Source organism: Jeotgalibacillus aurantiacus (assembly GCF_020595125.1).
GTDB lineage: Bacteria > Bacillota > Bacilli > Bacillales > Jeotgalibacillaceae > Jeotgalibacillus > Jeotgalibacillus aurantiacus.
On the sequence record NZ_JACNMS010000003.1, the window covers coordinates 521,564 to 537,627 of the forward strand.

The 16,064-nt window shown below is 44.8% G+C and carries 14 protein-coding genes; 11 read left to right on the forward strand and 3 right to left on the reverse strand.

The window, feature by feature from the left end; genetic code table 11:
* The first annotated feature begins 13 nt into the window (after positions 1 to 13).
* The 6 genes from H7968_RS12275 to H7968_RS12300 all read left to right on the forward strand — a co-directional run bounded on the left by H7968_RS12275 (position 14) and on the right by H7968_RS12300 (position 7,014).
* Entirely contained in the window at positions 14 to 943 is a 930-nt protein-coding gene (locus H7968_RS12275) for a DUF1002 domain-containing protein (RefSeq protein WP_227396431.1), read from the forward strand.
* A gap of 397 nt (positions 944 to 1,340) precedes the next feature.
* A complete protein-coding gene (locus tag H7968_RS12280; protein WP_227396432.1) occupies positions 1,341 to 2,360 on the forward strand; it encodes an ABC transporter ATP-binding protein in 1,020 nt (339 codons plus the stop codon).
* Entirely contained in the window at positions 2,332 to 3,360 is a 1,029-nt protein-coding gene (locus H7968_RS12285) for an ABC transporter ATP-binding protein (RefSeq protein ID WP_227396433.1), read from the forward strand. Before H7968_RS12280 ends, H7968_RS12285 begins: the two co-directional genes overlap by 29 nt.
* Positions 3,353 to 4,981, forward strand: a complete 1,629-nt coding sequence (locus tag H7968_RS12290) for an ABC transporter substrate-binding protein (protein WP_227396434.1) — start codon at positions 3,353 to 3,355, stop codon at positions 4,979 to 4,981. Before H7968_RS12285 ends, H7968_RS12290 begins: the two co-directional genes overlap by 8 nt.
* Before the next feature lie 98 nt (positions 4,982 to 5,079).
* Positions 5,080 to 6,084 carry an ABC transporter permease gene (locus H7968_RS12295; RefSeq protein ID WP_134372337.1) on the forward strand — a complete coding sequence of 335 codons (1,005 nt, stop codon included), beginning with the start codon at positions 5,080 to 5,082 and terminating at the stop codon, positions 6,082 to 6,084.
* A gap of 48 nt (positions 6,085 to 6,132) precedes the next feature.
* Complete coding sequence (locus H7968_RS12300; RefSeq protein ID WP_406566413.1) at positions 6,133 to 7,014, forward strand: ABC transporter permease; 882 nt, start codon at positions 6,133 to 6,135, stop codon at positions 7,012 to 7,014.
* Positions 7,015 to 7,275: 261 nt separating this feature from the next.
* Here the strand turns inward: H7968_RS12300 and mscL are convergent, their stop codons facing one another.
* From mscL to H7968_RS12315, 3 genes are all read right to left on the reverse strand, one after another.
* Entirely contained in the window at positions 7,276 to 7,656 is a 381-nt protein-coding gene (gene mscL, locus H7968_RS12305) for a large conductance mechanosensitive channel protein MscL (protein WP_227396436.1), read from the reverse strand.
* A gap of 519 nt (positions 7,657 to 8,175) precedes the next feature.
* Positions 8,176 to 8,976 carry an alpha/beta fold hydrolase gene (locus tag H7968_RS12310; RefSeq protein ID WP_227396437.1) on the reverse strand — a complete coding sequence of 267 codons (801 nt, stop codon included), beginning with the start codon at positions 8,974 to 8,976 and terminating at the stop codon, positions 8,176 to 8,178.
* A gap of 72 nt (positions 8,977 to 9,048) precedes the next feature.
* On the reverse strand, positions 9,049 to 9,399 hold the full coding sequence (locus H7968_RS12315; protein ID WP_227396438.1) for a CHY zinc finger protein: 351 nt from the start codon (positions 9,397 to 9,399) through the stop codon (positions 9,049 to 9,051).
* 113 nt (positions 9,400 to 9,512) lie between these two features.
* Between H7968_RS12315 and H7968_RS12320 the strand changes: the two genes are divergently transcribed.
* The 5 genes from H7968_RS12320 (at position 9,513) to H7968_RS12340 (ending at position 15,991) form a co-directional block, all read left to right on the forward strand.
* A complete protein-coding gene (locus H7968_RS12320) occupies positions 9,513 to 11,273 on the forward strand; it encodes a sensor histidine kinase (RefSeq protein WP_227396439.1) in 1,761 nt (586 codons plus the stop codon).
* A 1-nt stretch (position 11,274) separates the two neighbouring features.
* Positions 11,275 to 12,000, forward strand: coding sequence for a LytR/AlgR family response regulator transcription factor (locus tag H7968_RS12325; protein WP_227396440.1), 726 nt, complete (start codon positions 11,275 to 11,277; stop codon positions 11,998 to 12,000).
* Positions 12,001 to 12,149: 149 nt separating this feature from the next.
* Positions 12,150 to 13,607, forward strand: coding sequence for a carbon starvation CstA family protein (locus H7968_RS12330; protein WP_227396441.1), 1,458 nt, complete (start codon positions 12,150 to 12,152; stop codon positions 13,605 to 13,607).
* 295 nt (positions 13,608 to 13,902) lie between these two features.
* A complete protein-coding gene (locus tag H7968_RS12335; RefSeq protein ID WP_227396442.1) occupies positions 13,903 to 14,457 on the forward strand; it encodes a methyltransferase family protein in 555 nt (184 codons plus the stop codon).
* 16 nt (positions 14,458 to 14,473) lie between these two features.
* Complete coding sequence (locus H7968_RS12340) at positions 14,474 to 15,991, forward strand: phytoene desaturase family protein (RefSeq protein ID WP_227396443.1); 1,518 nt, start codon at positions 14,474 to 14,476, stop codon at positions 15,989 to 15,991.
* Positions 15,992 to 16,064: the final 73 nt, after the last annotated feature.

Below are 16,064 nucleotides of genomic sequence, written 5' to 3' on the forward strand. Positions count from 1 at the left end.
AAGGAGAAATACAATGTTAAAACGCATATTATTATCAACGATGGCGGTTATGCTCATGGTACCTGCTCTGTATGCAGGCGCATCTGATCATAACACGGAAGAAAGTATTGACGAGCGCTTCGGCCTGCCGATTCTCGTACTTGGTGGCACGCTTTCTGAGGATCAAAAGCAGGAAGTGCGCGAAATGCTTGAAGTAAACGATCCGGAAATGGTGGAAGAAGTGGTCGTAACCGGCGAAGATCTTGTGCGTTATATTGATGGAGAAGATCGCAATGCACGTATGTTTTCTTCAGCTAAAATCACACGTGAGGATGACGGGCACGGGCTTGTTATTGAGCGTGTAACCCCTGAAAATATTACTGAAGTAACGGACAGTATGTATGCGAATGCTCTCTTAACAGCAGGGATTGAAAATGCCACAGTGGAAATCGCTTCTCCTGTAAAAGTAAGTGGGCACTCTGCGCTTACAGGGATTTACAAAGCATACGAAGTGAGTGGTGAAGAGCTTGATACAGCAAGACTTGAAGTAGCCAATGATGAATTAAATCTGGCAACGGACCTTGCAAACAAAGAAGGCATTGATCAGGAAAAAGTAAGTGAACTCTTAACAGAAATCAAACAGGCGATTGCTGAGCAGAATCCGGCAACTCGTGAAGATGTCGAGCAGATTGTTAACGATCAGCTGACAAATCTTGAAATTAATCTGAGTGAGGAAGATCGTCAAAGATTAACAGACTTGTTTGAACAGATGAGAAATTTAAATATCAATTTTGATAACGTATCACAGCAGCTGAATGATTTATCCACAGCGATCCAGGATCAGCTCAGCGACGTGATCAATGATGAAGGTTTCTGGCAGGGAGTGCGCGACTTCTTCCAGGGGATTATCGACGCCATTTCAGGCATTTTTGGTGGCGGCACAGAGGATGAATCAACTCCATAAGAAATCCAGTTCAAAACTCTCCGGGATGTCCCGGGGAGTTTTTTAAGTATCAGGCAGTAAGTTGCCTTCCTCTCAAACCATTTTCCTTGTATAGTCATGATCTGTTCATAAATATACAAGTAAGAAAATGAAAATAAAGAGTACGTAAAGGTTCATGTCAACATTTCTCGTTTGATACGGATCTTTTATTATCTTTGTACAAAGGAAAAGATGGATTTATCTTTGATTTAGAAGGGTTTGTCATATTTATACTCAATGCAAAATTATGCAATCTACAGAAAAATTAAAAAATTAGTATTGAAATATTCCTGTAACATCGTATAATAAGGCTTATCAAATTCAGAAAACTAAGTATATTAGAAAAATAAAAATGATTCAGGTTTTGAGGGGGATGACCATGAACACGCAGGAAAAGGTGCTTGACGTCAAAGGGCTCAAGGTTTCCTTCTTCACAGACGATGGGGAAGTACCGGCAGTTGATGATATTGACTTTTATGTCCGAAAGGGAGAAGTCCTTGGTATTGTTGGTGAATCAGGGTGCGGAAAAAGTGTAACATCATTATCCGTCATGGGTTTGATTCCAAGTCCTCCAGGTAAAATTGTCGGAGGCAGCATTAAATTAAATGATGAAGAATTAACAAAAGCTTCTGAGAAGAGGATGCGGCAAATCAGAGGAAATGATGTAGCCATGATTTTTCAGGAGCCGATGACATCGCTGAATCCGCTTTTTACAATTGGAAATCAGCTGATGGACTCGATGCTTATACATAAAAAAGGGAATAAACGAGAAGCGAAAAAACGGGCGATCGACATGCTGAAGCTTGTCGGTTTGCCTCGTGCCGAAGAATTGATGAATGACTATCCGCATCAGCTGTCAGGTGGAATGAGGCAGCGTGTCATGATTGCGATGGCGATGGTGTGCGATCCGAAGCTGCTGATTGCAGATGAGCCGACAACGGCATTGGATGTAACCATTCAGGCCCAGATTCTGAAGCTGATGAAACGTCTGAATGTAGAGCTGAACACTGCTATCATGCTGATTACACATGATCTTGGAGTTGTTGCTGAAACATGTGAGCGGATCGTTGTTATGTATGCAGGGAAGGTCGTTGAAACAGGCCCTGCAATTGATATTTTCAAAGATCCACAGCATCCATATACCAGAGGATTAATCCAATCAGTACCGGACATGAGATACAAAAAGCAGCGGCTTTATTCGATTCCGGGCAATGTACCAAAACCAGGCTCAATCAAAACAGGGTGCCGCTTTGCAGACCGCTGTGAATTCGCATTTGACCGTTGCAGACAGGAAGACCCGCCACTGTATCATACGGCGGAAGGCCGCTCCACAAGATGTTTCCTGTTCGATGAAAAGGAGGGCGCAGCTCATGACAACAGAGCCACTGTTGAAAGTTGAAAATCTTAAGAAGCATTTCCCTGTTCGCGGGGGAATCTTAGGTAAAGAAGTTGGCAGTGTAAAAGCAGTTGAAGGTGTATCGTTTACCGTACATAAAGGTGAAACGCTTGGCATCGTTGGTGAGTCAGGCTGCGGCAAATCGACAACAGGACGCATGCTTCTCAGACTGATTGAGCCGACTGATGGAAAGGTTTACTTTGAGGGTCAGGATGTCACGACATTAAGTACATCTGAAATGCGTAAGCTTAGACGTGATATGCAGATGGTGTTCCAGGACCCGTTTGCTTCACTCAATCCAAGACATACGGTTGAAAAGATTCTCGAAGAACCGTTGAAAGTCCATGGAATTGGTACGCCTAAAGAACGTAAACAGAAAGTACGTGAATTACTTGAAATCGTTGGGCTCAGCAGTTATCACGCCAAGCGTTATCCACACCAGTTCAGTGGTGGACAGCGTCAGCGGATTGGCATCGCCCGGGCACTGATGACCCGTCCGAAATTAATTATTGCGGATGAGCCCGTCTCAGCGCTGGATGTATCGATTCAATCCCAGGTGCTGAACCTGATGCAGGATTTACAAAAAGAATTTCAGCTTACGTATATCGTGATCGCTCATGATCTCGGTGTCGTTCGCCATATAAGTGACCGTGTCGGTGTGATGTATTTAGGTAAAATGGCTGAGCTTGCTGATAGTGAAAGGCTTTATGAAAACCCATTACACCCTTATACGCAGGCATTATTATCAGCCGTGCCGATTCCGGATCCACTGTTTGAAAAAGAGTCTGTTGTGCTTGAAGGAGATATTCCAAGTCCAGCGAATCCGCCATCAGGCTGTACATTCCACACAAGATGTCCATTTAAAATGGATGTTTGTGCCCAAAAGGTTCCCGAGTTGAGGGAGCATGAATCAGGACATTACGTTGCCTGCCATTTATATACAGAGAACGGCAGTGCAGCGAGTCAAAATACAAAAGTACTTGAGGAGGGAAAGCATGAATAAGAAAGCATGGTTATTATTTTTCGTATTGCTTCTTACGGTCTCAACTGCATTATTTGGTTGTTCCAGTGAGGATGGGGCGTCAGAAGACGGCTCAGGAAATGATGGGGGCGGCGATTCTGCTGAAGAAACACAAGATACACTTGTCTTTGGACGTGGGGGCGACTCAGTCGGACTTGATCCAATTACAGTAACAGACGGTGAATCTTTCAAAGTAACGAAAAACATCTTTGATACACTGATTTCCTTCGGTGAACAGGATACTGAAATCCAGCCTGGACTTGCTGCAGAATGGGAAGTGTCTGAAGATGGTCTGACTTATACTTTCATGCTTCAGGAAGGTGTAACATTCCACGATGGTACTGAATTTAATGCGGATGCGGTTGTGTTCAACTTTGACCGCTGGGCTAATGGAACAGAAGATAAGTTCTACTACTACAAATCAATGTTTGGTGGATTCGGTGATGATGAAGGGCACGTAATTGAATCCGTTACAGCGGTCGATGATCTGACTGTTGAAATTAAGCTCAAGCGTCCACAGGCGCCATTCCTTAAGAATCTTGCAATGAGCCCGTTTGGAATTGCAAGCCCGGCTGCACTTGAAGAATTGGGTGATGAAGGGTTTAATGAGGCACCTGTAGGTACAGGTCCATTCAAGTTTGTTGAGTGGAGAAGAAATGAGCGTATTGTGATTGAGAAAAATGAAGATTACTGGCAGGAAGGTTATCCAAAGCTGAACCAGGTTATTTTCCGTTCAATTCCTGAGAACTCAGCACGTCTGAATGCGCTATTGAATAACGAAATTGATCTTGCTGACGGTATCAACCCGAGTGATGCTGCACAAATCGAAGGCAATGACCAGCTGCAGCTGTTTGAACGCCCATCGATGAATGTTGGTTACCTTGGTCTTACTGCAACTCGCGAACCATTTGACGATCCAAAAGTACGTCAGGCGATGAACCACGCAATTGACCGTCAGGCGATCGTGGATGCATTCTTTGAAGGTCGTGCTGAAGTAGCGAAAAACCCTATGCCACCAGTTATTGCAGGATACAATGATGAAATTGAAGGCTACGAATACGATCCTGAAAAAGCAAAGCAGCTTCTGGAAGAAGCAGGTCTTGGTGACGGGTTTGAAATGGAGCTTTGGGCAATGCCGGTTCCACGTCCTTACATGCCAGATGGACAAAAAGTTGCTGAAGCGATTCAGAGTAATCTTGCTGATGTAGGGATTACTGCTGAAATCGTAACATATGAGTGGGCTACTTACCTTGAGAAAGCACGTATGGGAGAAGCTGATGCATTCCTTCTTGGATGGACTGGAGACAACGGTGATGCTGACAACTTCCTTTATGTTCTATTAGATCAGGATAATATCGGAAGCAACAACTATACGTACTACGAAAATCAGGAAGTACACGATCTGTTAATTCAGGCTCAGTCTGAAACAGATGAAGATGCACGTAATCAGCTGTATATGGAAGCACAAGAGCTGATTCATGCGGATGCTCCTTGGGTACCACTTGCACACTCTACGCCTCTGATGGCAGGGTCTGCAGCACTTCAGGACTTCGTTGCTCACCCAACTGGCTCTGATGATCTTCACAAAGTATACTTTGAATAATCAGTAACACGATTGCGGGGGAAGGTGATCATTCGCCTTCCTCCTTTTTCTTTGTCAAACATTACATATTTAATAGAAGTGTTGAGAGGTGAAAAAGGATGCTTCAATACATCATTAGAAGATTGCTGCAGCTCATACCGGTATTACTCGGAATGACGTTTATCGTGTTTTTAATTATACGGGCGATTCCCGGAGACCCTGCATTGGTGATTCTGGGACAGCAGGCTACAGAGGAAGCCGTGGCCGCATTAAGGGCATCTCTTGGTTTGGATGAACCATGGTATGTTCAATATTTTCAGTATCTTGGTAACTTGTTTACAGGAGACCTTGGGGAATCAATCCGGACGCGTACCCCTGTAAACGAAGAAATCTGGCCTTATCTTGCTACAACGTTTGAGCTTTCATTTTTTGCGATTTTAATTGCCGTTATTATTGGAGTTAATGCGGGGATTATCTCAGCATGGTTTCAAAATTCATGGTTTGATTATACAGCGATGATTTTAGCACTTGTAGGTGTGTCAATGCCTATCTTCTGGCTTGGTCTGATGATGCAGTATCAGTTTTCCCTGCAGTGGGACTGGCTGCCGACATCAGGTCGTGAGGATGTTAGGGACCCTGTAACTGCTATTACAAATTTGTACTTACTCGATACATTAATCCAGGGCAGATTCGATCAGTTCTGGACGGTGCTTAAGCATCTGATCATGCCGGGTATTGCACTTGCAACCATTCCAATGGCGATCATTGCGCGTATGACAAGGTCAAGCATGCTTGAGGTCATGAAATCAGATTATATTCGTACTGCACGTGCGAAGGGTGAAAAAATGTTCTGGGTTGTTTATAAGCACTCTCTCAAGAATGCTGTTATTCCAGTTCTGACAGTAATCGGTCTGCAGACAGGATTACTGCTTGGAGGAGCAATTCTGACAGAAACCATTTTCAGCTTGCCTGGTATAGGACGCTACATCTATGAAGGTATTTCATCCCGTGACTATCCGGTTATTCAATCAGGCATTCTGGTCGTTGCCTTTATTTTTGTCATGATCAATCTGATTGTCGATATCCTTTACTCAATTATTGATCCTAGGATTCGCTACAACTGATGGGATTTCACGTAAGAGAGGAGTGTTTGTATGGGTGAACCAGCTAAAATGCAGGAGCCGCCAGCTCCAGTGCAGCCACAAGAAGAAAATATTTCTCCATGGAAAGAAGGATGGAGAAAATTCCGCAAAAATAAAATTGCTCTAGTAGGGACGAGTATTGTTTTGTTCTTTGTCCTGATGGCAATCTTTGCACCATGGATTGCTCCTCAGGGAATCAATGAACAGGACCTGCCAAATCGTCTTCAGCCGCCATCGTCTGAATTCTGGTTTGGAACCGATGATTTTGGCCGTGATATTTTCTCACGTGTTGTGTATGGAGCGCGAATCTCTCTGACCGTTGGATTTCTGGCGGTAGTCGGGTCTGCAGCTGTTGGAAGTCTGCTTGGCATTCTGGCAGGATATTATGGACGCTGGGTAGATACGATTATTTCACGTCTATTTGATATCATGCTGGCGTTTCCTAGTATTCTGTTAGCGATTGCGGTCGTTTCAATTCTGGGCCCTTCACTGCGCAACGCGCTAATTGCCATTGCGATCATTAATATACCGAACTTTGGACGACTAATCCGATCGAGAGTACTAAGCGTAAAAGAAGAGGAATATATTATGGCAGCGAAAGCAATTGGGATGAGTGATGCACGGATTTTATTCTCACACGTTCTGCCGAATTCAATGACACCAATCATTGTACAGGGATCACTTGCCGTTGCAACAGCCATACTGGAAGCAGCAGCATTAGGATTCCTCGGGCTTGGTGCTCAGGTACCGCAGCCGGAGTGGGGAGCCATGCTTGCAGCGTCCCGTGCCTTGCTTGTACAGGCGCCATGGACACTTTTCTTCCCTGGTCTTGCCATCATGCTTGCAGTACTGGGCTTTAACCTGATGGGTGACGGGCTGCGTGACGCACTTGATCCAAAAATGAAAACATAAAAAAAATTCGCCGGTGATGCCGGCGAATTTTTGTGTTACATGGTATTTAGATGCTTGTCTATAAATTGCTGAAGGTGGTAGGGTATAGGTCAAATGACACGATTTTTCGAACAAACCTGAAATTCTTACGAACGTGTCGTATAGTCCTCCGATCCAGGGCGCAAATCCTGTGAACCATCAGCAACATCCCACGAACCTCAGCCGAAATCCTGCTAACCAGCGCCTGCTGAAGCGAAGGACGGCTACTGCCCGATTTATAAACTACAAAGTCTTCTCCTCTTTCAACAAATCCCTGATTTCACGCAAAAGCTCAATCTGTGGATCAGGCACAGGAACAGCTTCCTTCGCCTCTTCTTTCCGCTTGAGTCGGTTCAACAGCTTCACAAACAGGAAAATAGCAAACGCCACAATAATAAAGTCAATAATAGCCTGGATAAACACACCATATGTAACAGCTGCATCGCCAATCGTCAGTGCCAGCCCTGAGAAATTGACACCACCCATCACAATGCCAATCAGCGGAGTGATGATGTTCTCAACAAGTGCGGTTACAATTTTTCCAAATGCTGCACCGAGAACAACCGCAATCGCAAGATCCAGGACGTTTCCTCTCATCGCAAATTCTTTAAATTCCTTCAACATATGATCACCGCCTTTTCTTTTCATTATAAAACAGCAGAAGAGAAATAGTAGTGTTTATTACAAAGACTCTAAATGTTGAAAAATTATAAAAAACCGTGCCTGGTCATTCCTTCGCTTTCCGCTGTCTAGCTCCGTCGGGCAGGGACTAGCAAACTTCCCGTCCCCTCGTCCGATAAGTCAACATCAGCTCACTGCGTTCGCTGTGTTTCCTTTATCTCCGTCGGGTCCAGTCCAGTTTGTACGTCCCTAAACGCCCGCCTCCGCTTTTCTATGGCCGCGCGGTGAGCCAGCTAGTGCTCCGCACTACGCTGTCTCACCTGTCGCTTCTCTGCCGCAGGAGTCTCCGGAATGACCAGGCACTTTAGTGAGAGTTAACCTATAACTTCATTTTTGAGGAGCGTGACTGAATATAACATATCCTTATTTTTTAGCGTTCTATCACATTCTTGTAGCGTCTAGATAAAAAACAAAAAAAGGATGAAACAATTCTTCCTTTTGAAGATGTCCCATCCTGTTTCATTACCCTGTAGCTAATTGCTTACTTTTGTTTTCCAACTTATAAATATAGTCAATTGTCTGAAGGTTAAATTCCTCCGGCTGATCGATGTTGCAAACATGACCGGAACGTCGGATAGTAATGTACTGAAGTGACTGGTCGCGTCTGACAAGCTCTTCTACGGGAGCACGGAAGAGGTAATCCTCCTGTCCCATCACAAAAAATGTCGGGATTCCTTTGTGATCAAGCTGCAGCTTTGATAAATAAGGATTAATCATCTTTGTGAGTGAGAACCACTTGATGAACTCTTTCTGACACATTTTTTTAGCAGAATTGACAAACGCTAAACGGGATTCTTCATGCCGGCGATTTGGCATAATGATCCAGGCGAACAGCTTGTACAGAAGCATGTATGGAATGAAGCGTTTCGTTGTCCGGCCGAACCATAACAGGAACTTGGTGCGGATATCAAGCTTGATAATCGCCCCGCATAAGATCTGTGAGCGGACATATTGAGGGAACTCGCTTGTAATCGTCTGAACAACGATGGTTCCAAGAGAGATTCCGATAAAATGAGATTGCTTTACATGTAAATGATTTAATACGTCAATGACTTCTTTTGAGATCTCTTTAAACGTATCTCCCTTTTTCCAGCGGCCGCGCTCTGACTGGCCGTGACCACGAAGGTCAACAACAATGACGTTAAAATGTTTTCTGAATTCCTTGATTTGTTTAAACCAGATGCTTGAGCTTCCACCGGCACCGTGAATAAAAGTAACCCATGGAAGAGATTCGTTATTTTGATAGGTTCTGTAATGAAGCACGTATCGTTACCCCTTTTTATATACTCTATTAATCTAAACATATTAAACCCTATTGAATCAACTGAAAAGCGGTCAGACCACTTGGAAATAATAGTGTTTGTGAAGGCTGCAGCCCGGGTTGAAGGAAGCCTGGCAGGAAGGGCAGACAGAGTCGCTTTGCAAGTATTCGTTAATCGTTAATTCTGTTCCGCAGGACCCGCAGAGGATTGCTTTTTGATCGAACTGATCAGCAGGCCAGACCTGATGGTTTCCGCAGCCGGATTCATCGTGACAGTTTTTACACGGATAATAACGTCCGCAGCAGTAAAACTTAATCGCAATAACATCGAGTGGGGAATGATAATGAGTGCACCTTGTTTCGCGATCAATTTGTGGTCCGAAGACATCTATACCGTGAATATTGACTTTATGCTGAATTGTCATGTGAGATCACCATTTTTTCTTTTATCTTATCATAAAGGAAGGAAATGCAGCTTCTCTCTATTTAGTAAAAGGTGTTATGATAGCGTTAACAATAAAGGGATGAAGGTGATTGGATGCTGATTCTTGCGATGATTGAACGTCTGGGCATCATTGTCACGGTGGCATTTTTATTGACTCGTTTATCTTTTTTCAGAAGACTGTTTGACTCTCACGGGCAAATTGATGTAAAGCAGCGAATCCTGCTGGTCATCGTATTTGGCTGTTTTGGCATCATCGGTACTTATACAGGCATTATCATTAATCCGATGGAGGATTCGATTGATCGCTGGACCAGGGTGCTGAATGATGATGAAGCGATTGCGAATTCCCGGGTGCTTGGTGTGGTTGTAGCAGGGCTGCTTGGCGGCTGGCGGATCGGTGTAGGAGCAGGTTTAATTGCGGGTGTTCACCGTTTCTTTCTTGGAGGCTTCACCGGCATTGCATGTGGCATTGCAACCATTGTCGCCGGCGCTATGGCAGGTATCATCTCATCAAAGCAAAAGAAAAGCCGGATCGTGACACCAAAGGCTGCGCTGGTAGTAGGTGCATCAGCAGAAGCTGTTCAGATGCTGATCATTCTGGGTATGGCAAGACCTTTTGACCGTGCGTGGGCACTGGTACAGGATATCGGGATTCCGATGATTGTGGCAAATGGGATCGGGACTGCCCTCTTTGTGCTCATTATTAGAAGTGTTATTCAGGAAGAGGAGCGGATGGGTGCCGTTCAGTCTCAAAAAGCCTTACGTATTGCGAATCTGACTTTGACTCATATGAGAAAAGGACTGACGCCTGTTTCAGCTGCTGAAGTCTGCGCTATTTTATATAAGGAGATTCCTTCACTGGCGGTTGCGATTACAGACCGGACCACGATTTTATCACATATCGGAAACGGTCTTGATCATCACGGAACAGGGGAGGAAATCCGGACGGAAGCCACTAAATACGTGATCGAAACCGGACAGGGCATCACGGTTGGGAAGCAGTCCATTCAGTGCGATGATCCTGACTGCCCACTGCAGGCAGCCGTTATTGCCCCGTTAAAGCAGAAGGATAAAACGATCGGGACATTAAAGGTGTATTTTTCATCTGAACGGATGATTTCTCCGATCATGCTGGAGCTGATAAGGGGATTATCGACTTTGTTAAGCCATCAGCTTGAAATTGCGGATGGGGAAAAGCATAAAGAGCTGGCCAGAGAGTCCGAGATCCGGATGCTGCAGGCTCAGGTCAGCCCGCACTTCCTGTTTAATGCGTTAAATACCATTGTCTCCCTTACAAGAACGAATCCGGATCATGCCAGAAAGCTGCTGATCTCATTATCAGCCTTTTTCAGGCAGAACCTTTCCGGAACCACGAAGAAAATTTCTACGGTGAGTGAGGAAATTGAACACGTGAAAGCCTATCTGTCCATTGAGGAAGCGCGTTTTTATGACAGGCTGGATGTCTCCTATGAAGTGGATCCTGGTGCTTTATCTGCAGCTGTTCCGCCGATGACGCTGCAGCCGCTTGTTGAAAATGCGATTAAGCACGGCTTGAAGGGAAAGAGTGAAGGCGGCAGACTGATCGTCAGGGTATACAAAGACGGCGACCGTGTCAGGATAGAAATAGAAGATAACGGACAAGGAATGGATGAAACCCGCCTTGGCTCACTGGTTTCAGCTGCTGTTCCATCAGAAAAGGGAACCGGGATCGGCCTTTACAATCTAAACGAACGTTTGATTAAGGTCATTGATGAGCACGCCGGACTGATTGTGAAATCAGAAAAAGGAAGTGGTACAACCGTCCGTTTTTCTGTTCCGGCCCCTGCAGACGAGTTTATGGGAGAGGTGATGTGACATGGAAATCAAAGCTGTCATCATTGATGATGAACCGCTCAGCAGACAGGAATTACTTCACCTCCTCGGCATGCACGCCGAAATACATGTGATCGGGGAAGCTTCTTCAGCTGAAAAGGGTCTGGAAATTGTACTCAAAGAAGAGCCGGACGCTTTGTTTCTGGATATTGAAATGACCGGTATGAATGGTGTTGAACTTGCTGAAGCCCTTCAGCGGATGAAAAAACCGCCGGCCATTATTTTCGCGACGGCTTATCCGGATTATGCCGTTAAAGCTTTTCGGGTGGAAGCGGTCGATTATTTGCTGAAGCCCTTTGATGAGATCCAGCTCGAACAGGCGATTAACAGGTTAAAACAGCGGCTCGCACCTCCGGAAGTAAAGGTATCTTCTCCGGGAGCCGGAAGACTGGCTGTACAGAGTGAGGACAGGATTATCTACCTCAAACCCGAGGAAATTCTGTACGTCTACAGAGAAGGCAGGGATACCTTTGTTGTGAGTGAAAAAGGCACATATCCAACGAAAGCTGCGCTAAAGGATCTTGAAATAAAGCTGAAAAACTTCTCTTTTTTCCGTGTCCACAAAGGATATCTCGTCAATATAAAAAAAGTGGAGGAGCTTGTATCCTGGAGCACAAATGTTTTCGAATTGAAGGTCCGTGACAGGGCTGAATCCATACCAGTCAGTCGCAATTATGTAAAAGAATTACGTGAAACGCTTGAATTGTAACAGGGGGTGGTCATCACCCTCTTTACACGTCAGGCGTTATTTTTTACTTTTCAGACTTTTATACACACATGTTATCCGGATTTGATCTCAAAATGCCTCTCTCCCGCTAAAATGAAAGCGTATACAAAATGCGTGAGGGGGAACAACAGATGGTTACATTTCTCGTCGCTATCGCTATTTTAATTGTTGGGTATTTTACGTACGGCAAATTTGTAGAAAAAGTATTCGTGGTAAAGGAACAGCGCCTTACACCTGCTTATTCTCATGCAGATGGCGTGGACTATGTACCGATGGATACAAAGAGAAATTCCATGATCCAGCTGTTAAACATCGCTGGAGTAGGGCCGATCTTTGGTCCGATTATGGGGGCGTTATATGGTCCGGTTGCGTTTTTATGGATTGTATTCGGCTGTATTTTTGCCGGAGCGGTTCACGATTATCTGACCGGTATGATCTCAATCCGGAATAAAGGAGCTCACCTTCCTGAGCTTGCCGGAAAGTTTTTAGGTAAGGCCTTTAAGCACGTCGTCAATGCATTCTCTATCTTATTACTTGTTCTTGTCGGAACCGTGTTCGTAACGGCACCTGCTGCATTAATTGCAGACCTGACGCCGGCCTGGATTACAATGGGTGTAATTATTGGAGCCATTTTTGTTTATTATATTTTTGCTACATTGCTTCCGGTTGATAAAATCATTGGACGTCTTTATCCGATCTTTGGTGCTCTTCTTCTGATTAGTGCGATAGGAGTAGGGGGAGCGCTTGTTGTTCAGGGCCACCCGATCCCTGAAATGACATTAGAGAACATGCATCCGGGTGGACTGGCGATCTTCCCGTTATTATTCCTGACGATTTCATGTGGTGCACTATCCGGATTCCATGCCACACAGTCGCCAATCATTTCAAGAACGACCCAGAAAGAAAGTCAGGGAAGAAAAATCTTCTACGGCATGATGATTTTAGAGGGGATTATCGCGATGATCTGGGCAGCAGCCGGTATGGCACTGTTCAATGGTGCGGATCTAAATGAAATTCTTGCTGCAGGCGGTCCTGCTGCAGTCGTACGTGAAGTATCGATTACAACGCTTGGTGCGATTGGCGGAACACTTGCCATTATCGGGGTTATTGTCCTTCCGATTACATCAGGCGATACAGCTTTCCGAAGTGCTCGTATGATTATTGCGGATTACATTAAGGTTGGACAAAAGAAGATTATGAGCCGACTTTGGATTGCGATTCCACTGTTTGTGATCTCAGTTGTGTTAACTCAGATTGATTTCAATATTCTATGGCGCTACTTCTCCTGGGCGAACCAGTCAACAGCGATGATAGCGCTTTGGGTTGGTGCGATGTACCTTGCGCTTCAGCGTAAAAATTTCTGGATTGCAGCTGTACCGGCCGCCTTTATCACAATGGCTACTTTTACGTACATTCTGAATGCAGAAATTGGCCTCAGGCTGCCGATTGAAGTCTCGTATGCAGGAGCAGCTCTCATCACAATCGGTGCCATTGTTGCTTTCTTCTATACGGTTAAAGTAAGACTGGCAGCAAATGATTCAGGACTCCGTCCGATTGTAGTCGATGACGAGTTTGATCAGACCGCGTAAAACAGGGGTTTAGGGTTAAATATAGAGGCCTTTCAGGATGTGTCGCCTGAAAGGTTCCTCAAAACAGTACAGTGGCGAACCATTTTCCGTTGCTGTCCTGTTTTGAGGAATACTGCCGGCAGCGTTCCTCTGATTTACACCTGACCCATAAATATTTTCCCAAATGACCTCCTTTCTGATGAAGGGAGGTTTTTTTATGTATGAAGTAGGCAATAACAGGAATATGTGCAATAATTCCTCATTGTATTAAGTCTGAAAATTCTTTATATTTAAAGGAGCAGGGGGGTGGAGACCGATGTCTATAGCAGAATGGATCTTTATCCTTGTCAGTGTCGCCTGGGTGGGGGAATTTATATTCTTCCGAAATCGGGGAACCGGAAAAGGTGATCCTCTTGAAAAACGCTCTTTTTACTACATCCTCGGAAGTCTGCTCGCTGCTATAGCGCTGGCACTCGCACTTCAGGAAATGAAAGAAACCGGCATAGAGACAGTACTTAGATGGATAGGTCTCACTCTTTTTGCAGGGGGCGTTTTTCTGCGTTACTGGGGTATTCTGCATCTTAAAGCGCAGTTTACACGTCATGTAACCGTCCGTGAAGGTGACAGTATAGTCAGTTCCGGACCTTATCGGAAGCTGAGACACCCGCTCTACACAGGCCTCTTTTTAATCGGTATCGGCATGACCCTGTTTTTCATGAGTCTGCTCGCCGCCGCAATCGGTTCCGTTGCTTTACTTTTCACACTTTTATACCGGATTCAATATGAGGAGAAGTTGCTGATTACGCAGTTTGGACCAGAGTACGAAGAATGGATGAAAAGCCGTTACAGGCTGATTCCATTTATATATTGAAAAGGGGAGTGGCAGAATGAAGAAGAAAGCATTGGTTATTGGTGCAGGTTTAGCAGGTATGTCAGCAGCGATCAGATTGACAGCTGACGGATACGACGTAAAGATTATTGAGAAAAACAGCAACGTGGGTGGTAAGCTGAATCGCCGTGAAGGAAAAGGCTTTACGTTTGATACAGGACCATCTATCCTGACAATGCCGTGGGTACTTGAGCAGCTGTTTTCAAGCGTACACCGCCGGATTGAGGACTACATAACGATCGAGAGAATTGAGCCCCAGTGGCGTACATTCTTCGAAGATGGTGTCCAGCTGGATGTTACGAGCGATCTTCCTACCATGATTGATGAAATGAAAAAAGTGAGCGGCAACACAGATGCCAGCATCAGTGAGCTCATCAACTATTCAGAGAAGATGTACGACCTCTGCATGAAGAGCTTTTATAAATACAGTCTTGCAGATTTAAAAGATCTGAAAAAATATCATACACTAAAAGATTTAATGTCGATGGATCCGCTTAATACGGTTGCAGAAGGCACGAAGAAAAAATTAAACAACAAACATCTTGAACAGCTGTTTAATTTCTTCGTGATGTACGTCGGATCAAATCCGTATCAGGCGCCGGCTATTTTAAACCAGCTCATTTACGTTCAGCTTGGACTTGGCATTCATTATGTAAAAGGTGGCATGTACAACATTGCCATTGGAATGAAAAAGCTGCTTGATGAGCTGCGTGTTGAAGTTCAGCTGAATTCACCGGTTGATCATCTTGTACTGGAAGGAAAAACAGTAACGGGCGTCAGAACAGCTGACGGTACATTACATGAGGCGGATATCGTTGTATCCAATCTGGAAGCGATCCCTGCTTACCGCAACCTCGTCCCACATAAAGAAGGGAAGAAGGAAGCGAAGAAGCTGAATAAAACGTTTGTTCCAAGCGTGTCAGGACTTGTTCTCCTTCTCGGAGTAGACCGCCAGTTTACAAACCTAAAGCACCACAATTTCTTCTTCTCAGAAGATCCTGAAAAAGAATTCAGTGATATTTTCGAAAAAGGGATCCCATCAGATGACCCGACTGTTTATGTTGGCATTTCTTCCCGCTCAGATGACTCGCAGGCACCCGCCGGCAAAGATAATCTGTTTGTCCTTACACATGTCCCGCCACTTAAAGAAGGTGAACAGGGTAAATACGACTGGGCAGAGTATCGCGAACTCGTACTCGACAAGCTTGAGCGTATGGGTGCAAAAGGACTGCGTGATTCTATCGAGTTTGAATACCGCTTTACGCCGGAAGACCTTGAAGAGCTTTACGGTCCAAACGGAGGCTCCATTTACGGTATTGCATCTGACAAGAAAAAGAATGGCGGATTCAAAATTCCTGCCAAGAGTGAGCTTTACGAGAACCTTTATTTCGTAGGTGGCTCAACTCACCCGGGTGGCGGCGTACCAATGGTCACATTATCCGGCCAGCTGACAGCCGATTTAATTAAGAGAAATGAAGAGGGCACTTTAGTCAATTCGAAAGTGAAGCACGCGTGATAGATAAAGAAGCCGGGATGATATTCCGGCTTCTTTTTTTAGGTTTTTATCTGAATTTGGATTGCTTGTGGGG